Source organism: Stenotrophomonas sp. YJH_SMC_123, from assembly GCF_059368215.1.
In genome coordinates, this window is record NZ_JCAFRM010000001.1 from 973,617 (window position 1) to 993,126 (window position 19,510).

Below are 19,510 nucleotides of genomic sequence, written 5' to 3' on the forward strand. Positions count from 1 at the left end.
CCGGAATGGGTGCCATCGTTTGCTTCGGCGAAATTTTGATCGATCTACTAGCACAGCCGCCGGCCTCGGCCGACACCCCGCGTGCGTTCCTGCAGCACGCCGGCGGGGCGCCGGCCAACGTCGCGGTGGCGGCTGCGCGGCTGGGTGCGAAGACCCAGTTCGTCGGCATGCTGGGCCGCGACATGTTCGGCGATTTCCTGGCCGACAGCCTGGTCGAGCACGGCGTGGGTACCGATTACATCGTGCGCACCGACGCGGCGAAGACCGCACTGGCCTTCGTGGCCCTGGATGCCAATGGCGAGCGCAGCTTCAGTTTCTACCGCCCGCCGGCGGCTGACCTGCTGTTCCGTGACAGCGACTTCCAGGCGGCGTGCCTCGACAGCGCGCAATGCTTCCACGTCTGTTCCAACAGCCTGACCGAGCCGGCCATCGCCGAGGCGACCTTTGCCGGCATGGACCGTGCCCGCGCTGCTGGTGCGGTGGTCAGCCTGGACCTCAACCTGCGTCCTGCCCTGTGGCCGGCGAACGAGGACCCGGCGCCGCGCCTGTGGCAGGCGCTGGAACGCGCCGACCTGGTCAAGCTGTCGCGCGAGGAGCTGGACTACCTGGCCGCGCCGCTGGGCGCCGATGGCGAGGCGGCGGTGCTGGGGCGCCTGCTGGCCGCGCGGGCGCGCTGGGTGATCGTCACCGATGGTGCAGCCACGCTGCACTGGTACACCCGCGACAACCACGGCACCGTCACCAGCTTCCGCGTGGCCACGGTCGACACCACGGCGGCCGGTGATGCCTTCGTCGGTGGCGTGCTGGTTGGCCTGCTGGAGCGCGGCGGGGCCGGTGCCGGTTTTACCGCCTTCTGCCAGGACCCGGAGGCGATCACCGCCACGCTGCGCTTCGGCGCAGCGGTCGGCGCGCTGGCTGTTACCCGCAAGGGCGCGTTCGCCGCGATGCCCTCGCTCGATGATGTGCAGCAGCTGCTGCAGGCACAGGACATTACTGCATGAGCACCTCGCCCGATTTCCGTTCGCCCGCGTTCCTGCGCGCGCACATCGCCGATACCATGGCGTTCTACCATCCGCGCTGCATCGATCCGGACGGTGGCTTCTTCCACTACTTCCGTGACGACGGCAGCATCTACGATGCCAGCCATCGCCACCTGGTGAGCAGCACCCGTTTCGTCTTCAACTACGCGATGGCCTACCGCGAGTTCGGCAATGCCGAGTACCGCGACGCGGTCGAGCACGGCGTGCGATACCTGCGCGAGGTGCACCGCAACCCCGCCACCGGCGGCTATGCCTGGACCCTGCGTGATGGCAAGGTCGAGGACGACATGAACCACTGCTACGGCGTGGCCTTCGTGCTGCTGGCCTACAGCTGCGCGCTGAAGGCAGGTATCGAGCAGGCCCGCGCGTGGATGGACGAGACCTGGCAGCTGCTGGAAGCGCGCTTCTGGGAGCCGCAGCACGGGCTCTACAAGGATGAAGCGGATGGCCAGTGGAACTTCACCGGCTACCGTGGACAGAACGCCAACATGCACATGTGCGAGGCGATGCTGGCCGCGTTCGAGGCCAGTGGCGAGCAGCGCTATGTGGAGCGCGCGCTGCAGCTGGCCGACAACATGACCCGCCGCCAGGCGGCCAAGGCCGGCGGGCTGGTCTGGGAGCACTACGATGAGAACTGGGAGATCGACTGGGACTACAACCTGGACGACCCCAAGCACCTGTTCCGCCCGTGGGGCTTCCAACCGGGGCACCAGACCGAGTGGGCCAAGCTGCTGCTGATCCTCGATCGCCACGTGCAGGCCGACTGGCTGGTGCCGACCGCGCAGCACCTGTTCGACGTGGCCGTGGCGCGCAGCTGGGACGAAGCGCGAGGTGGCCTGTACTACGGCTTCGCACCGGAATCGCGCCGGCAGCCGGGCATGGATGGCGCGCCGATCGGTGGCGACAGCTTCGTCTGCGACGACGACAAGTACTTCTGGGTGCAGGCCGAAACGCTGGCTACTGCCGCGCTGATGGCCAAGCGCACCGGTGATGACCGCTACTGGCAGTGGTACGAGCGCATCTGGGCGTACGCGTGGGAGCACTTCGTCGACCATCAGTTCGGCGCCTGGTTCCGCATCCTCGATGCCGACAACCGCAAGTACAGCGACGAGAAGAGCCCGGCCGGCAAGGTGGATTACCACACCATGGGCGCGTGCTACGAAGTGTTGAACGTGGTGCGTTGAGGCGCGTGTCGCCATACGCATGATGAATCGGAATCAGTAGCGCCGGGCCACGCCCGGCGGAAAAACAGGAGCTCCGCGTGCATCGTCTTTCCCTCGTTGTCCGTCTGCTCCTGCTGCTGGTCGCAACGTCGGCCTTCCCGGCAATTGCAGCGCCTCTGCAGGCACAGTGGGAGTTCCGCATGCTGCCCGGCGACGCGCAGGGCGCCGCCCACCCAGGCCTGCAGCAATGGCGTGCGGCAACGGTGCCGGGCAGCGTGCACACCGACCTGCTGGCGCATGCGCTGATCCGCGACCCGTACGTGGGTGCGCCCGAAGCGGAGCTGCAATGGATCGGCCTGGCGGCCTGGGAGTACCGCGCGCGCTTCGACGTGGACGCGGCGATGCTGGCCAAGCCCCATGCCGAACTGCGCTTCGACGGGCTGGACACTTATGCCGAAGTCAGCCTCAACGGCAAGCCGCTGCTGCGCGCGGACAACGCGCACCGGACCTGGCGCGCGCGCGTGGAAGGGCATCTGCGCGCCAGGGACAATGAACTGCAGATCGTGTTCCGCTCACCGATCCGCACGCTGCTTCCGGGCGTACAGGCGATGCCACACAGGATCGCTGGCAACTATCCTTCGCCCTATGGGGACGAGCCGAAGGACGCGATGGTCGGCAACTTCGCGCGCAAGCCGGCCTACCACTTCGGCTGGGACTGGGGCCCGCGTTATGTCACCGCCGGGGTCTGGCGCGGGGTCGACCTGCAGGCCTGGGATACGCACCGCCTGACCAGTCTTGCCGTGCGCACCGATGCATTGAGCGCGGAGCAGGCGAAGCTGGCGGTGCTGCTGCAGGTGGAGCAGGGCAGCGCCACCGGTTCTGCGGTCGTCAATGTGGAAGTCCTCGATCCGCAGGGTCGCAGCGTGGCCCAGCAGCAGCGCACCGTACTGCTGAAGCCCGGGCAGAACAGTGTTGAACTACCGATTGAACTGGCGGAACCGAAGCGGTGGTGGCCGGTCGGCCATGGTGCGCAGGATCGCTATACCGTGCAGGCGCGCCTGGATGGCGGTGCCGACGCAACGCTGGTGCGCGAGCAGCGCATCGGCCTGCGCACGGTCGAACTGCGCCGCGAAGAGGACGGCAAGGGCGGGCAGGGCTTCGCCTTCGTCATCAACGGCGTGCCGATCTTCGCCAAGGGCGCCAACGTCATTCCGTTCGATGCCTTCCCCGCCCGCGTCGACGCAGCACGCCTGCGCCAGGTGCTGACCGCCGCGCGCGACGCCAACATGAACATGCTGCGCAACTGGGGCGGTGGCTACTACGAGGACGACGCGTTCTTCGACATCGCCGATGAGCTGGGCCTGCTGGTCTGGCAGGACTTCATGTTCGGCGGCGGCATGCAGCCGGGCTATGATCCGGCCTTCCGTGCCAGCGTGGTGGCCGAGGCGCGCGACAACGTGCGCCGGCTGCGCCATCACCCCAGCATCGTGCTGTGGTGTGGCAACAACGAGGAAGAAACCGCCTGGAAGGACTGGGGTCACGGCCGCGACCTGAAGGCGGCCGACCCGGCATTTGCGGCGAAGGTCTGGCAGGGCTATGTCGACCTGTTTGGCAACGACCTGCGCCAGGTGGTGGGCGAGGAAGGACTGGGCGTACCGTACTGGTCCAGTTCGCCCAGCAACGATCTGGACGAGAAGGCCAACGATTCCACCCGCGGCGACAAGCACTACTGGCAGGTCTGGGGCAATCCGGCGCTGCCGGTGCAGGCCTACCTGCGTGAGACGCCGCGCTTCATGTCCGAGTACGGGCTGCAGGCGTGGCCGTCGGTGGCGACGGTGGACCAGATCGCCACCCGCGCCGAGCAGCGCATCGACAGCCCGGTGATCCGTGCACACCAGAAGTTCATGGCCGGCGAGGGCAACAGCCGCCTGTTGCACTACATCGAACAGGGCTATGGCACGCCGAAGGACTTCGAGGACTTCGTCTACCTCAGCCAGGTCATGCAGGCCGATGGCATCGCACTGGCGGCGCTGCATCATCGCGCCTCCCGGCCATACACGATGGGTTCGCTGTACTGGCAGCTCAACGATGTCTGGCCAGGCGCCTCGTGGTCCAGCGTGGATTACTTCGGCCGCTGGAAGGCGCTGCACTTCGCCGCGCGGCGCTTCTTCGCGCCGGTCACGGTAGCCGCGCTGCGCGATGAGGGCAGCACGCGGGTACGCCTGATCAATGACGGTGCGGCGCTGGATGCACGTTGGCGGCTGCGGGTGATGGACGTGGAAGGGAAGGTGCTGCGCCGTCGCGAGGATGCGGTGACGCTGGCGGCGTCGGGCGTCACCTCGATCGGTGATTTTCGCGATGCCGAGTTGCTGGCCGGTGCCGATCCGAAGCGCACGGTGGCGGTGTTTGAGCTGCTGCGGAACGGGGCGGTGAGCGCACGGCAGGTGGTCGGATTCGTCGAAGCCAAGGACCAGGTATTGCCGCGGCGGAAGCTCAAGGCCACCTTGTCCATCGAAGGCGACCACTATCGACTGCGGCTGGAAAGCGCGGCGTACGTGCGCGCGGCGTGGATCGACTTCGGCGCGCTGGACGTGCAGGTCGAAGAAAACCTGCTGGATCTGCTGCCGGGCGAAACCCGCGATATCGCGGTGCGCGGCCCGGTGGATCTGGTTACCCTGCGCGAGGCGCTGAGGGTGAAGACCCTCAACGACCGTTGAGGGATATCCCGCTTTGGTAGGTGCCAACCTTGGTTGGCACACCAGGAGCCTGCCAACCAAGGTTGGCCTCTACCATTTTGCTTACAGCTGGATCTGCTGGAAGTTCTCGACCCGCTCGTGGCCGTTGGCGGCCTGGCCGGTACGCGGCATCGGGTAGTCATCCAGGCGGTCGATCAGCCGGGTCTGCAGGCCGGCTTCGCGGGCAGCATCCAGTTCTTCGACCACATCGGACAGGAACAGGATCTCGCCGGCCGGCACGCCAATGGCCTGCACGATGCGGCGGTAGCTGTCGGCCTCACGCTTGCCACCCATCTCGGTATCGAACCAGCCCGACACCAGCGGGCTGAGGTCACCGGCATCGCTGAAGCCGAAGAACAGCTTCTGTGCCGGCACCGAGCCGGAGGAGTACACGTACAGCGGCAGGCCGGAGGCATGCCAGCCCTTCAGCACCGGTGCCACTTCCGGGTAGAAGTGCGCGGTGTAGTCGCCGCGACGGTAGCCCTCATCCCAGATCAGGCCCTGCAGCGCCTTCAGCGCGGTGTGCTTGCGGTCCTGGTCAATCCAGCCCTGCAGCGTCTCGGCCACCAGGCTGTCCTGGCAGGCGCCGCCGATCTCGGTAGCCACCGCGTCCAGCCAGCGGCGGACCTCCGGCTGCTGGCCATGTTCGGCGACGAACGCGGGCAAGGCCTTGCGGGCATAGGGGAACAGCACGTTCTTGACGAACGAGATGCTGCTGGTGGTGCCTTCGATGTCGGTCAGGATGACGCGGGGCTGCATGGATCAGGACGCCTGGGTAGGTACGTAACGGGGGAACTTCTGCGCGATGTCGGTGCCGGTGAAATGACCCACCCAGCCGTCCGGCTCGGTGAAGAAGCGGATCGCCACGAAGCTCGGTTCATCGCCCATGTCGAACCAGTGGGTGGTGCCATCGGGCACGGCGATCAGGTCGTCCTTCACGCACTCGATCTCATAGACCTTGTCACCCACGTGCAGGGTGAACAGGCCCGAGCCTGCGACGAAGAAGCGCACCTCGTCTTCCTTGTGGAAGTGCTCGTCGAGGAACTTCTTGCGCAGCTCGGCGCGGTTCGGGTTGTCCGGGGCGATCGAGGCCACGTCCACGCTCTTGAAGCCGCGCTCGGCGACCAGGCGGTCGATGTCCGCACGGTAGGCGGCGAACACTTCCTCCTGGCTGGCGCCCGGCGCGACTGGCGCGGTGGCCTGCCAGCGCTCGAAGGTGACGCCGATCTTCTGCAGCTCGGCAGCGATGACCGCGCCGTCCTGGGTGTCCAGCAGCGGCGATTCGGGGCGGGTGTCGTCGTAGATGCGCAGTCGGCTCATGGCGGCAGCTTGAACGTCTCGGGGGGAAGACAGGGTAGCAGGGTGGGGGCGAGGCGCAGATTCCGGATCGGCATCTGCACCTGCGCGCAGGCTCAGCCGCGCAGCTTGCGCAGCTCGAGCTCGCAGTGGAACAGGAATTCGAAGGCTTCCAGGTGGCGGCGCGCCTCGGCCATGTCACGGCCCCAGGCATACAGGCCGTGGCCGTCGATCAGGTAACCCCACAGGTTCTGCCGGTCGAGCAGGTCGTCGACCTGCGCCGAGAGCACGTTCATGTCCTGGGTGTTGGCGAACACCGGCACGTCGATGGCCATTTCATGGGTGCTGTTGCCGGCGAAGGCCTTCAGCAGCTCGTAGCCTTCCAGGCGGATATGACCCTGCGGCGCGTACAGGCGCGAAGCGATGGTCTGCACCGGCGAATGCGTATGCAGCACACAGCCGATTTCCGGGAAGCGGCGGTACAGCTGGGTGTGCAGCAGGGTCTCGGCGGACGGGCGCAGCGGGCGACCGACGGCCAGGCCGTCGAAGTCCACCACCATGATGTCGTCCTCGATCAGCCGGCCCTTGTCCTTGCCGGACACGGTGATCGCGGCGTGGCGGTCATCCAGGCGGTGGGAGAAATTGCTGCTGGTGGCCGGGGTCCAGCCGGCGTGCGCCAGTTCGCGGACGTTGTCGATCAGCAGCTGGGCCAGTTCGCTCAGGCGCGCGGTGTCGTACGGGAAGGTGGGGGCGTTCATGCCGGCGATTTTACTGGATTCGGCCAACGGCTGAGCCCCTCGTGGCGGGTCGTGTAGAGCGGTTCATGGGCGGGGCGGGGCGGGTGGGCCGTGCAGGGGACGCTGCAAGTACGTCCCTGTAAGCTCGATGGCGCCATACATGGCGCCAACGCCCCTGCACGGCCCACCCGCCCCGCCTCGGACAGGTTCCGGCGTGCGGCCAGCCACGGAGTGAAGAAGAAAAAGCGGAAAGCGGGTCGCGGCGCTGGGCTTGCTCGGAGCCGAGCATGGCTCGGCTCTACAGGGGATTCATCGACCGGAGAGAATTCATCTCTCAGATGCAATTCATCCACGCATGGCGTGGATCTACCGGACGTGCCAGGAGACTGTCGGAGGGGGGGAGGGGGGAGGTTGCGGGGGCGTGAGCCGCATGGATGCGGCGACCGAGCTTACAGGGATGTACTTGCAGCGTCCCCCGCAATCTCCCCCCTCCCCGCCAAACCCTCAGCCCAGCTCTTGCCGTCGCTCCGGCTTCAAAGGCGGGTGCAGGGCCGCAGGCCCTGCAATACAAAAACCCCTTACTGACCCCGCAGGCGGCTGTGCCGGAACCCGTAGCAGAAATAGATCACGAAACCGACGACCGTCCACACCCCCATCAGCATCCAGTTGTGCATCGTCATCGCCGACAGCAGCGCCAGGCAGCTCAGCACGCCCAGGCTGCAGATCAGCCACGCCATCGGCATGCGGAACGGGCGCGGCAGGTCCGGCTGGGTGCGGCGCAGGATCAGCACGCCGGCGCAGACTGCGGCGAACGCGATCAGCGTGCCCATCGAGGTCAGCTCGCCGAGGATGTCCAGCGGGAACAGCGCCGCCAGCAGCGCGATGCCGATGCCGGTGATCACGGTGTTGATGTGCGGCGTGCGGTACTTCGGGTGGATCCGGGTGAACACCGGTGGCAGCAGGCCGTCGCGCCCCATGATCATGAAGATGCGCGGCTGGCCGATGATCATCACCAGCACCACCGAAGACAGGCCGACCAGCGCACCGACCTCGACCACCCAGCGCAGCCAGCCCAGCTGTGGGTGCGCGGCCACGGCAGTCACCACCGGCTCGTCGGTGCCCAGCAGCTGGAACGGCACCAGGCCAGTCATCACTGCGGCCATTGCGATATACAACACGGTGCAGATCACCAGCGACAGCATCATGCCGATCGGCATGTCACGCTGCGGGTTCTTCGATTCCTGCGCCGCCACCGATACCGCCTCGAAACCGATGTAGGCGAAGAACACCATCGCCGCGCCACGCAGCACGCCTTCCATGCCGTACTTGCCCGGGCCTTCATTGGCCGGAATGAACGGGGTCCAGTTGCTGGTGTCCACGTATTTCCAGCCGACCACGATGACCAGCACGATCAGGCCGGTCTTGAGCACGACCATCGCCATGTTCATCGCCGAGGACTTGCTGATGCCGACGTAGCACAGCCAGGTCAGCAGCAGCACCAGTGCGGCGGCGGGCAGGTTGGCGATCGCGCCGGTGGGGCGCAGCTGCGCGTCCAGTGGCGCGCTGACCAGTGCCGCCGGTAGATGGATGTCGAACTGGCTGAGCAGGCTGAGGAAATAACCGGTCCAGCTGACCGCCACCGCCGAGGCGGAGACGCCGTACTCGAGCACCAGCATCCAGCCGATGAACCAGGCCGAGAGCTCGCCGAAGGTGGCGTAGGTGTAGGTGTAGGCGCTGCCGGAGACCGGCACCATCGAGGCGAATTCGGCATAGGCCAGCGCGCAGAAGGCGCAGCAGATGGCGGCCAGCACGAAGGACAGCATGATCGCCGGGCCGGCGTGGTTGGCGGCGGCCTGGCCGGTGATGACGAAGATGCCGCCGCCGATCACCGCGCCGATGCCCAGGGCGGTCAGCCCCCAGGGGCCAAGGTGGCGACGCAGGCTCAGGCCGTTGGCGTCTTCATGGGCGGCATGCGGATGCTTGGTGGCCCACAGTTGCTTGAACATGTGTGGTGGTCTTGTCGAAGCGCGCCATGGCGGCGCGCGGGAAAACGGACGGGCCGGCGCGAGGCCGGCCCGAAGGCGGATCAGGGCGACTTGGCGAGCTTGCTGTTGCGGATGCCGTAGCCCAGGTAAATCAGCAGGCCGAGCAGCGTCCAGCCAACGAACAGGTGCCAATGCACCACGAACGCCTGCCAGAACAGGAACAGGCAGGTGGCCGCGCCGAGCGGGCAGATGATCCAGACCATCGGCACGCGGAACGGGCGGTGCAGGTCCGGCTTGGAATAGCGCAGCACCAGCACGCCGATGCAGACCGTGGCGAAGGCCAGCAGGGTGCCCATCGAGACCAGCTCGCCCAGCACGTTCAGCGGCACCAGGCCGGCCAGCGCGGCGGCGATCACGCCGACCACGATGGTGGCGACGTACGGGGTGCGGAAACGGGCATGGACCTTGCCGAAGAACTTCGGCAGCAGGCCGTCGCGGGAGATGGTATAGGCGATGCGGGTCTGGCCCATCATCATCACCAGCACCACCGAGGACAGGCCGGCGATGGCGCCGACTTCCACGAACGTCTTCAGCCAGGACAGGGTCGGGTAGGGCTCCAGGGCGGTGGCCACCGGCTTGTCGGTGCCCAGCAGGTGGTACGGCATCATGCCGGTCAGCACCGCACAGACGATGATGTAGACGATCGTGCACACGGCCAGCGAGCCGAGCAGGCCGATCGGCATGTTGCGTTGCGGGTCCTTGGTCTCGCCAGCAGCGGTGGAGACCGCATCGAAGCCGATGTACGCGAAGAACACGATGGTGGCGGCGCGGAAGATGCCGCTCCAGCCGAACTCACCCGGCACGCCGGTGTTTTCCGGAATGAACGGGTGCCAGTTGGCCGGGTCGATGTGGGCCGCGCCGATGCCGATGAACAGGCAGATGACAGTGACCTTGATCGCCACGATGATCGCGTTGACGAACGCCGACTGGGTCACGCCCACGTACAGCAGGCCGGACACCGCCGCCACGATCAGCACCGCCGGCAGGTTGAACAGCTTGCCGGAGGAGACGAACTCGCTGCCGGTCCAGGCGATGGGCGCGGCGCTGAGCATGTCCGGGAAGGGCATGTGCAGCGTGGTGGTGATGAAGCTGATCAGGTAGGCCGACCAGCCCACCGCGACCGAGGCCGAGGCGAACAGGTACTCCAGCACCAGGCACCAGCCGATGAACCAGGCCATGCCTTCGCCGAGGGTGGCGTAGGAATAGGAGTAGGCACTGCCGGAGACCGGCATCATCGCCGCGAACTCGGCATAGCACAGGCCTGCCAGCGCACAGGCGAAACCGGCCAGCACGAACGACAGCATGACCGCCGGGCCCGCGTGGTTGGCTGCGGCCTGGCCGGTCAGCACGAAGATGCCTGCGCCGATCACCGCACCCACGCCCAGCAGGATGAGGTGTTTAGCCGTGAGGGTCCGTTTCAACGTGGCTTCGCCGTCCAGGCTGCCTTCGATGGGTTCGCCGGCATCGACGTGCCCGGCCGGCTCGACCGGCTTGACCCTCAACAGAGCTTTCAGCATGCAGTACTTCCTAGTGATCGGATGGGGTGGGCGGCCGATACGTTGCCGGCTGCCTTGATGGTGAAGGCCGTGCGAACGGCCCGCTGTACCTTAGCCAAAGCTGAAGCCAACGCACAAGCGCAATCGCAACAATGAACGGCGATAATGAGCAGTATTTTTCCGAACCGCCCCCATTCATGAGCCAGACCGCCGAAACCCTTGCCGCGCTTGACGATCGCCTGCGCGGCCTGCTCCGGGACTACGCGCGCCGCGAACCCGCCCACGACGCCCTGGCTGCCGAATTCGGCACATTGCTGGATGATCCGGAAGATCCGTTCCGCCGCGAGCGCCTGGCCGGCCACTTCACCGCCAGCTGCTGGCTGGTCAGCGCCGATGGCCAGCGCCTGCTGCTCACCCACCACCGCAAGCTGCAGCGCTGGCTGCAGCTGGGCGGCCACGCCGACGGCGACCGTGACCTGGCCCGGGTGGCGCTGAAGGAAGCCGAGGAGGAGTCGGGCCTGAGCGGCCTGGTACTGGAAGACCCGGCCATCTTCGATCTTGACAAGCACTGGATTCCGGAGCGCAAGGACGTGCCGGGGCACTGGCACTACGACGTGCGTTTCGTGATACGGGCGCTGGGGGGCGAGGCCTTCGTGCTCAGCGAGGAATCGCTCGACCTGGCCTGGCGGCCGGTGACCGAGGTCGCGTCCGATCCGGAATCGGATGAATCCATGCAGCGCATGGCACACCGCTGGCTGGCGCGCTAGCCATATGTAGAGCCGAGCCAATGCTCGGCTCAATGTCGGCCAGAAGTGCAGCCGAGCATGGGCTCGGCTCTACAAGTGCAAGGCGGAACGCGCGTCAGTACAGGATGCGCGTCCGCAGCGTGCCCGGAATCGCGGCCAGTTCGTCGCGGACGGCGGCGGCCTGCGCCTCGCTGGCGGTGATGTCAATCACCACGTAGCCCACCTTCGGGTCGGTGCGCAGGAACTGGCCGTCGATGTTGACGTTGTGGCGCGAGAAGATCTCGTTGACCCTGGACAGCACGCCCGGCACGTTCTGGTGGATATGCAGCAGGCGCAGGCTGTCCTCGTGTTCGGGCAGGGTCACTTCCGGGAAGTTGACCGCCGACAGCGTGCTGCCGTTGTCGCTGTAGCGCACCAGCTTGGCCGCCACTTCCACGCCGATGTTGTCCTGCGCTTCCAGCGTGCTGCCGCCCACGTGCGGGGTCAGGATCACGTTGTCGTGGCGGGTCAGCGGCGACTCGAAGATATCGCCGTTGCCCTTCGGTTCGACCGGGAATACGTCCAGCGCGGCACCGCCGACGTGGCCGCTGGCTAGCGCTGCGTCCAGCGCGTCGATGTCGACCACGGTGCCGCGCGCGGCGTTGATCAGGTGCGCGCCCTTGCGCATCTTCGCCAGCTCGGTGCTGCCGATCATCCACTGCGTGGCCGGGGTCTCCGGCACGTGCAGGGTGACGATGTCGGCGCGGGCCAGCAGATCGTCCAGGCTCGCCGCGGCACGGGCATTGCCCAGCGCCAGCTTGGTTTCCACGTCGTGGAAGATCACCTGCATGCCCAGCGATTCGGCCAGCACGCCGACCTGGGTGCCGATGTGGCCGTAACCGATGATGCCCAGCGTCTTGCCGCGCACTTCATGGCTGCCGCTGGCCGACTTCGACCAGCCGCCGCGATGGCATTCGGCGTTCTTCTGCGGAATGCCGCGGGTCAGCATGATCGCCTCGGCGATCACCAGCTCGGCCACGCTGCGGGTGTTGGAGTAGGGCGCATTGAACACCGGGATGCCGGCCAGCTCGGCCGCGTCCAGGTCGACCTGGTTGGTGCCGATGCAGAAGCAGCCCACCGCGATCAGGCGCTTGGCCTCGGCCAGCACCTCGGCGCTGAGCTGGGTGCGCGAGCGGATGCCGACGATGTGCGCCTCGGCGATGCGCGCCTTCAGTTCGTCCTCGGGCAGCGCCTTGGTGTGCGCCTCGATCTGGCTGTAGCCGGCGGCGCTGAACACCTCCACGGCGGTCTGGCTGACCCCCTCCAGCAACAGTACGCGGATATCCTGCTTCGGGAACGAGGTCTTCTTCGGCGACATGGGGCAACACGGCCAGTGGGACAGGGGCTGACCACTATGCCAGATCGAAGCGCCCATGGTGCAGTGCGCAATTGGTTGCATCCGTAGCTATCTGTATCGCTGCGGGGCTGGACGCTGGCGCGTACCGCTGGCACGCTTGCCCGTCTTCACGCACCGCGTTGGACCGTCATGACCGATTCCCGCATTGCCTCGCTGCAGCAGGCCTGTCCCGGCCTGAAGCTGAAGACCGATCCGGCCGACCTGGAGCATTACGGGCGCGACTGGACCCGGCGCTGGACGCCAGCGCCGCTGGCGATCGCACTGCCGGCCACGGTCGAGGAAGTACAGGCGGTGATGCGCTGGAGTGCGGGCGAGGGCGTGGCCGTGGTGCCGTCCGGCGGACGTACCGGCCTTTCCGGTGGCGCGGTGGCCGCCAACGGCGAGCTGGTGCTCAGCCTGGAACGGATGAACAAGGCACTGGCCTACGACGCGGTCGATCGCACCCTGGTGGTGCAGGCCGGCATGCCGCTGGAGGCCGTGCACAACGCCGCGCTGGACCACGGCCTGATCTACCCGGTGGACTTCGCTGCGCGCGGGTCGTGCACGATCGGCGGCAACATCGCCACCAATGCCGGCGGCATCCGCGTGATCCGCTATGGCAATACCCGCGAGTGGATCGCCGGGCTGAAGGTGGTTACCGGCAGCGGCGAACTGCTGGAACTCAACAAGGGCCTGATCAAGAACTCCAGCGGCTATGACTTCCGCCAGCTGCTGATCGGTTCGGAAGGCACGTTGGGCGTGATCGTCGAGGCGACAGTGAAACTCACCGATCCGCCGCCAGCCAGCAACGTGATGCTGCTGGCCGTGCCCAGCTTCGAGGTGCTGATGCAGGTGTTCGCCGCGTTCCGCGCGCGCCTGCAGCTGCAGGCCTTCGAATTCTTCACCGACCGGGCGCTGGAGCACGTGCTGGCGCATGGCGCGCAGGCACCGTTCGACGAGGTGCATCCGTACTACGTCGTCACCGAGTTCGCGGCCAACGACGAGGCACAGGAAGCCGCGGCGATGGCGGCCTTCGAGGACTGCATGGGCAACGGCTGGGTCAGCGACGGTGTGATCAGTGCCAGCGATGCCCAGGCCGCCCAGCTGTGGCGCCTGCGCGAAGGCATCACCGAGTCGCTGGCGCGCTACAAGCCCTACAAGAATGACGTCTCGGTGCGGATCTCGGCGATGCCGGCGTTCCTGGCCGAGACCCAGGCACTGATCGGGCAGGCCTACCCGCACTTCGACGTGGTCTGGTTCGGCCATATCGGCGATGGCAACCTGCACATCAACGTGCTCAAGCCGGACGACACCAGCGACGCCGACTTCGTGGCGCAGTGCGAGCACGTGACCAAGCTGCTGGCGCAGGTGCTGGCCCGCTTCGATGGCAGCATCTCGGCCGAGCACGGCATCGGACTGGTCAAGAAGGGCTACCTGGACAGCACCCGCGGCCCCGCCGAGATCGCGCTCATGAAGGCGGTCAAACGCGCGTTCGATCCCCAAGCGCGGCTGAATCCCGGCAAGCTGTTCGACGCCTGAGCCGGGCAAATCCTTCACGTACCCGTTACGCTCCACGCACCTTCACAACCGGCTTCGAACCGATGACCCGTCCGCTTCTGCTGCTCGCCCTGCTGTCCCTGCCGCTGGCCGGCTTCGCTTCCAGCTTCGCTGGCACCTCGGCCGGTTCGGCGACCGGTGCCTCCTCCGGTTCCTCGGGCAGCAGCTCGGGCGACGACAAGGTGGTGCGAGCCGCGCGCGACGATGCCGCTGCGTTCGTCGCCAGCGACGGCCAGATCCGTGGCGCCCGCCTGCAGGCCGCGCTGGTCCACCTGCGCGAGCAGAGCGCTGCCGCACAGCAGCAGAGCGACCTGGAACTGGCCCGCGCGCTGCTGGCGCGTTGATGCGGGCTGCATGACCTCGGCGCCATCGCTTTCTGCAGAGCCGAGCCATGCCCGGCTGGATGCCCGGCGCACCCGGATCGCAACAGCAGCCGAGCAAGGCTCGGCTCTACGGAAGCACAGCGGGCGGTGCGGGTGGATCGCCGCATTGGCATGGCTGCTCATCCCTTCCGTCCACGCGGCTGATCGGCTGCAGCTCGATCCCTCCGGTCTCGATCCGACGCAGCAGCAGCTCGCCAGCCAGACCCTGGCCGACGTGCAGTCCCTGCTGCCGGAAGGCCTGCTGCGCGCTTTGCCGGCTCAGGTGCAGGTGCGCTGGAGTGATGACCTTCCCGCCGAGGTGCACGGGCGCGCTTTCGCCGGCCGCATTACGTTGCGCCGCACCCTGCTGGATGACGGCATGCCCGGCAACCGCCGTGCGCGCCGCAGTGCGCTGGTGCATGAACTGACCCACGTCGCCGACCGTGGCGGTGCGAACTGGTCGCAGAGCGTGCGATGGCGTGACCTTGCGGGCTGGCAGCGCAGGCCCTGGCACCTCGGCCGGGGCGATAACGATTTCCGTGATCGCAGCCCGGATGTCTATGAACTGGCGAACCCGGCCGAGTACCTGGCCGTGAATGCCGAGCATTTCGTGCTCGACGGCGAGTTCGCCTGCCGGCGGCCCGCGTTGGCGCAATGGTACCAGGCGCATTTCGGAACACCACCGTCGCTGCCACGGCCGCGGTGCGCCACGACGCTGCCCCTGCTGCAGGCCGAATCGGAGGAGGGCGCTGCATCGCTGCTGCAGCTCGACCCGGCGCGCGTCTACGCGGTGGACTACCTGTTCGCCGAAGGCAGTGCGCAGCCGATGAGTCGCTGGGGCCACAGCATGCTGCGGCTGGTGGTCTGCAAGCCGGGCCGCGTACCTGGGCCGGACTGCCGCCTGGACCTGGAGTACCACCGCGTGCTGTCGTTCCGCGCGTTCGTGGGCGACGTGCAGATATCCAACTGGCGTGGCCTGACCGGCGGCTATCCGTCGCGGCTGTTCGTGCTGCCCCTGCAGCAGGTGGTGGACGAGTACACCAAGGTCGAGCTGCGCGGGCTGCAGTCGCTGCCGCTGCAGCTGGGCCGCAGCGAAATCGCCAGCCTGCTCGAGCGCACCGCGCAGGTGCACTGGAGCTATGACGGGCGCTATTACTTCGTCAGCAACAACTGCGCGGTGGAAACCGCCAAGCTGCTGCAGGCCGGGGTGCCGCGCCTTGGCGAGGCGGGCCTGGCCCAACTGAGCCCGCGCGGCCTGAAGCGGCGACTGGTGCGGCTGGATGTGCTCGACGAGAGGGTACTGGCGGACCGCACTGCAGCGCAGGCGCAGGGCTACTACTTCGCCTCGGCGCGCGACCACTACCAGCAGTTGTTCGCAGTGGCCGCGGCCCAGCTGGCCTTGCCCGCTCGTGATGTGCGCGGCTGGTTGAAGCTGTCTGCACAGCAACGCGCACCGTGGCTGCTGCAGGGTGACGTGCGTGCCAGTGCCGGCCTGTTGCTGCTGGAACAGGCCGCGCAGCGTCGCGCCGAGCTGCGCGCACGCGATGTGCTCAAGCGGCAGCTGCTGGCCGCACCGGACAGCGCTGAAACGCGCAGCCTGCGCGGGTTGCTGGAGCAGAGCGGGCAGTGGCTGCGCCCGGGGACGCTGCTGCAGGATGACGGCTATGGATTGCCGCTGGGCGACGAGCAGGCGCTGCTGTCCGCGGCCGTGGCCACTGCCAGTGCGCAGGCGGTCCCGGCGTGGCAGGCATTGCGCGTCCAGCTGCGCCAGCAGCTGCCGATCCGCCAACGCGAGGAAATGGATGCGATCGACGCCAATCTGGCCGCACTCGGTGCACACCTGCGTACGCAGGCAGCCCGCCCGGCTACTGGCGCGGCAGTTCGATGACGAAGCGGCTGCCGCCGGCGCTGCCCGGGATGCAGTAGACGCGGCCACCGTGCGCGTCGGCGATGGCCTTGACCACCGCCAGGCCGAGCCCGCTGCCGCCGCCCTGTCGCGAACGCGAACCGTCGCCACGCATGAACGGGGTGAAGATATCCGCGTGCAGTTCCGGGTCGATGCCCGGACCCTCGTCTTCGATCGCCACCTGCACGTGGCCGGGCGTGTCATGCACTGCAATCCGCACCTTGCCCGGGCTGGCATAGCGCCGCGCGTTCTCCAGCAGCGCCAGCAATGCCTGGCGCAGGCGGGTCGGGTCGCAGTGCGCGTTGTGTTCCTCGCGGCTGGTTTCCAGCTCCAGCACGAAGCCGGCGGCGCGGAACTGTGGATCGACCAGGGTCATCACCGAATGCACCTCGGCCACCACGCCGGTGCGCGCGCGACGCACGTCCAGCCGCGCGTTGTCGGACAGGCTCAGCACGCGCAGGTCCTCGATCAGCCGTGACAGCCCTTCGACCTGGGCCAGCAGGCTGCGGAACTGCGACTCGTCTGGCTGGAACACACCCTCTGCCAGCCCCTGCAGGCGGCCACGCAGGATCGTCACCGGCGTGCGCAGCTCATGGGCGATGGCCGCGTGCCACATCGCGCGCTCGCTCTCCATGTGCTGCAGGCGGCGCGCCATCGCATTGAAGTCCTCGACCAGGGTCGCCACTTCGCCCGGCGAATTTTCCTCGACGCTGGCGCGTGCACCCAGGTCGCCGCCCGCGAGCGCACGCACGCTGTCCACCAGCGAATTCAGCGGCGACAGGATGCGGTGGGCGAGGCGGAACGAGGCGGCGATGGCCAGCGCCAGCCCGGTCAGGATCACGCCCACCATCCATGCCAGTTCCGGGCCGGTCGGCAGCCAGCTTTCCGGCTCCTCGGCACTGCCGGGGAAGAACTCGACCAGCACCGCGTACAGCAGCCACGATGACAGGATCATCATCACGATGACGCCGATCACCATCAGCGACATCGAAACGATGATGTGGCGGCTCAGCCCGGAGCGGCGCAGGGAGGGCATCAGCGATCGGCCATCAGCCGGTAGCCGACGCCACGCACGCTGGCTGGGACGTTGACCATGCCCACTTCATCCAGCTTGCGGCGCAGCTTGCTGACATGGCTGTCGACGGTGCGCTCCAGTGCTTCGCTTTCCGGCAGGCATTCGTGCATCAGCTCGCTGCGGCTGAAGATGCGCGTCGGCGCCAGCGCCATGCAGTGCAGCAGCTTGAACTCGGTGAGGGTGAGCAGCACTTCGTGGCTGTAGCCTTCGCCCTCCACGTGCACCGCGTGGGTGGCCGAGTCGATCAGCAGCGGGCCGACGCGCAACGCGGTGGGTGCGTCCACGCGCGCGGCGCGCAGCGTGCGCCGCAGTACGGCGCGCACGCGCGCGGCGACTTCGGCCGGGTTGAAGGGCTTGACCACGTAGTCATCAGCGCCCATCCGCAGCGCGGTCAGCTTGTCCAGGTCCTGGTCCAGTGCGGTCAGCATGATCACCGGCGTCTCGCCGCGCTGGCGCAGCTGGGTCAGCACGCTCCAGCCGTCCAGGCGCGGCAGCTGCACATCGAGCAGGACCAGGTCGGGCCGGGCGCTGCGGTGCAGGTCCAGTGCGCTGTGGCCATCGGCGGCGCGCAGCGTGCGCAGTCCTTCGCGTTCCAGGTAGGCGCAGAGAATGTCAGCGATCTCGGCCTCATCCTCGACGATCAGGACGAGGGCGGCGAGGGCAGGGGAGGCATGCATGCAGGGGCGGGGCCGTAAGGTGCTTGCCTCCATCGTATCTCCACAGTTCCTCCATCGAAACCCCATCATCGCCACGCAGACTGCGCGCTTCAGAACCTATCCGCCGCCTGCGCGGCATTGTGCACAGCAATGAGAACCTTCAGGACTCCGGTCGCGTTGATCGCGGCCCTCGCCTTGGCCATGACGGCCTGCTCCACTCCCGAAGCCACCCCCGAGGCGGCGCCGCGCGTCAGCGTGATCAGCGTCGGCCCGCAGGTGGTGCAACGTGACGACGAACTGCCAGGCCGCGTCGCGGCGGTGCGCACCGCGCAGATCCGCGCACAGGTGGGCGGCATCGTGCAGCGGCGCCTGTTCGACCAGGGGGCGGAAGTCAGGGCAGGCCAGGCCTTGTTCCAGATTGACCCGGCAGCGTTCCGGGCCGACGTCGATTCGGCGCTGGCCGCACTGCAGCGCAGTGAGGCGGCGTTGGGCCGCAGTCGCGTGCAGTCGCAGCGCCTGCACGCCCTGGCTGCCGCGCAGGCGGTCAGCCAGCAGCATCGGGACGACGCCAGCGCCGAGTACGAGCAGGCACGCGCGGCAGTGAATGAAGCGCGCGCGATCCTGTCCCGTCGCCAGCTCGACCTGCGCTATGCCACGGTCAGCGCACCGATTGCCGGTCGTATCGATCAGGCATTGGTGACCGAAGGTGCGCTGGTCGGCGTGGCCGATGCCGAGCCGATGGCCGTGGTACAGCAGATCGACCAGGTCTACGTGGATGTGCGCCAGCCGGCGGCGCAGCTGGAGTCGCTGCAGCGCAGTGCGGCCGGCGGCGACAAGCTGCCGGTGACCATCATCGGTGCCGCCGGCAAGCCGCTGCCCGAGCGTGGCCAGCTGCTGTTCTCCGGTATCAATGTCGATGCACGGACGGGTGATGTGATCCTGCGCATCCTGGTGGACAACCCGCGGCGGCAGCTGCTGCCCGGCATGTATGTGCGCGCGAGGGTGCCGCGGGGTGCCCCGGCCAGCGCGTTGACCGTGCCACAGCAGGCCGTGCTGCGCAGCGCCGGTGGCCAGGCCTATGCCTGGGTGATAGGCGCCGACGGCAGGGCGGTGATCCGCACGCTGGAGGTGGACGGCAGCGTCGATCGCCAGTGGCTGGTGCGCGCGGGCCTGAAGGCCGGCGAGAAAGTGGTGGTCGAGGGCCAGGAGCGCCTGCAGGAAGGCGTGGTGGTCGATGCGCGCGACTGGCAGAAGCCGGTCGCCAGCGCCGGTGCGGTGCAGGCCGGCAGCAAGGGCTGAGCCTTTCCCGGGACAGCCCCTC

At 67.7% G+C, this 19,510-nt stretch carries 16 protein-coding genes; 8 read left to right on the top strand and 8 right to left on the bottom strand.

Annotation, left to right across the window (positions count from 1 at the left end; genetic code table 11):
• The first annotated feature begins 5 nt into the window (after positions 1-5).
• The 3 genes from AC5P5W_RS04580 to AC5P5W_RS04590 all read left to right on the top strand — a co-directional run bounded on the left by AC5P5W_RS04580 (position 6) and on the right by AC5P5W_RS04590 (position 4,920).
• On the top strand, positions 6-1,001 hold the full coding sequence (locus AC5P5W_RS04580; protein WP_197574517.1) for a PfkB family carbohydrate kinase: 996 nt from the start codon (positions 6-8) through the stop codon (positions 999-1,001).
• Entirely contained in the window at positions 998-2,224 is a 1,227-nt protein-coding gene (locus AC5P5W_RS04585; protein ID WP_197574516.1) for an AGE family epimerase/isomerase, read from the top strand. Before AC5P5W_RS04580 ends, AC5P5W_RS04585 begins: the two co-directional genes overlap by 4 nt.
• Positions 2,225-2,301: 77 nt before the next feature.
• On the top strand, positions 2,302-4,920 hold the full coding sequence (locus AC5P5W_RS04590) for a glycosyl hydrolase 2 galactose-binding domain-containing protein (protein ID WP_197574515.1): 2,619 nt from the start codon (positions 2,302-2,304) through the stop codon (positions 4,918-4,920).
• 81 nt (positions 4,921-5,001) lie between these two features.
• On the opposite strand, the gene mtnC is transcribed toward AC5P5W_RS04590, so the two are convergent.
• From mtnC to AC5P5W_RS04615, 5 genes are all read right to left on the bottom strand, one after another.
• The gene (gene mtnC, locus AC5P5W_RS04595; RefSeq protein ID WP_049408764.1) at positions 5,002-5,697 is read right to left on the bottom strand and encodes an acireductone synthase; all 696 of its coding nucleotides are present in this window, start codon (positions 5,695-5,697) and stop codon (positions 5,002-5,004) included.
• 3 nt (positions 5,698-5,700) lie between these two features.
• Complete coding sequence (locus AC5P5W_RS04600) at positions 5,701-6,258, bottom strand: 1,2-dihydroxy-3-keto-5-methylthiopentene dioxygenase (protein WP_005409451.1); 558 nt, start codon at positions 6,256-6,258, stop codon at positions 5,701-5,703.
• A gap of 92 nt (positions 6,259-6,350) precedes the next feature.
• Complete coding sequence (locus tag AC5P5W_RS04605; RefSeq protein WP_041863375.1) at positions 6,351-6,992, bottom strand: methylthioribulose 1-phosphate dehydratase; 642 nt, start codon at positions 6,990-6,992, stop codon at positions 6,351-6,353.
• A gap of 557 nt (positions 6,993-7,549) precedes the next feature.
• Positions 7,550-8,977: an amino acid permease gene (locus tag AC5P5W_RS04610; RefSeq protein WP_130768138.1), complete on the bottom strand. Its 1,428-nt coding sequence runs from the start codon at positions 8,975-8,977 to the stop codon at positions 7,550-7,552.
• Positions 8,978-9,057: 80 nt separating this feature from the next.
• Positions 9,058-10,533, bottom strand: coding sequence for an amino acid permease (locus AC5P5W_RS04615; protein ID WP_014646972.1), 1,476 nt, complete (start codon positions 10,531-10,533; stop codon positions 9,058-9,060).
• A 131-nt stretch (positions 10,534-10,664) separates the two neighbouring features.
• On the opposite strand from AC5P5W_RS04615, the gene AC5P5W_RS04620 reads away from it, so the two are divergent.
• The gene (locus tag AC5P5W_RS04620) at positions 10,665-11,279 is read left to right on the top strand and encodes an NUDIX hydrolase (RefSeq protein WP_032957967.1); all 615 of its coding nucleotides are present in this window, start codon (positions 10,665-10,667) and stop codon (positions 11,277-11,279) included.
• A 94-nt stretch (positions 11,280-11,373) separates the two neighbouring features.
• On the opposite strand, the gene serA is transcribed toward AC5P5W_RS04620, so the two are convergent.
• Entirely contained in the window at positions 11,374-12,615 is a 1,242-nt protein-coding gene (gene serA / locus AC5P5W_RS04625; protein ID WP_005416356.1) for a phosphoglycerate dehydrogenase, read from the bottom strand.
• Between the two features lie 168 nt (positions 12,616-12,783).
• On the opposite strand from serA, the gene AC5P5W_RS04630 reads away from it, so the two are divergent.
• From AC5P5W_RS04630 to AC5P5W_RS04640, 3 genes are all read left to right on the top strand, one after another.
• Positions 12,784-14,172, top strand: coding sequence for an FAD-binding oxidoreductase (locus tag AC5P5W_RS04630; protein WP_142234658.1), 1,389 nt, complete (start codon positions 12,784-12,786; stop codon positions 14,170-14,172).
• Between the two features lie 62 nt (positions 14,173-14,234).
• Positions 14,235-14,534, top strand: coding sequence for a DUF2388 domain-containing protein (locus tag AC5P5W_RS04635; RefSeq protein ID WP_014646975.1), 300 nt, complete (start codon positions 14,235-14,237; stop codon positions 14,532-14,534).
• 10 nt (positions 14,535-14,544) lie between these two features.
• Positions 14,545-16,440, top strand: a complete 1,896-nt coding sequence (locus AC5P5W_RS04640) for a DUF7844 domain-containing protein (RefSeq protein WP_495220862.1) — start codon at positions 14,545-14,547, stop codon at positions 16,438-16,440.
• Here AC5P5W_RS04640 and AC5P5W_RS04645 read toward each other — a convergent pair.
• Positions 16,418-17,494 carry an ATP-binding protein gene (locus AC5P5W_RS04645; RefSeq protein ID WP_142234660.1) on the bottom strand — a complete coding sequence of 359 codons (1,077 nt, stop codon included), beginning with the start codon at positions 17,492-17,494 and terminating at the stop codon, positions 16,418-16,420. The genes AC5P5W_RS04640 and AC5P5W_RS04645 overlap by 23 nt on opposite strands.
• On the bottom strand, positions 17,494-18,210 hold the full coding sequence (locus AC5P5W_RS04650) for a response regulator (RefSeq protein ID WP_014646978.1): 717 nt from the start codon (positions 18,208-18,210) through the stop codon (positions 17,494-17,496). The genes AC5P5W_RS04645 and AC5P5W_RS04650 overlap by 1 nt, the downstream gene beginning before the upstream one ends.
• A gap of 129 nt (positions 18,211-18,339) precedes the next feature.
• On the opposite strand from AC5P5W_RS04650, the gene AC5P5W_RS04655 reads away from it, so the two are divergent.
• Positions 18,340-19,488 (top strand): efflux RND transporter periplasmic adaptor subunit, encoded by a 1,149-nt coding sequence (locus AC5P5W_RS04655; protein ID WP_134808822.1) that lies wholly within the window; start codon positions 18,340-18,342, stop codon positions 19,486-19,488.
• The last annotated feature ends 22 nt before the right edge of the window (positions 19,489-19,510 follow it).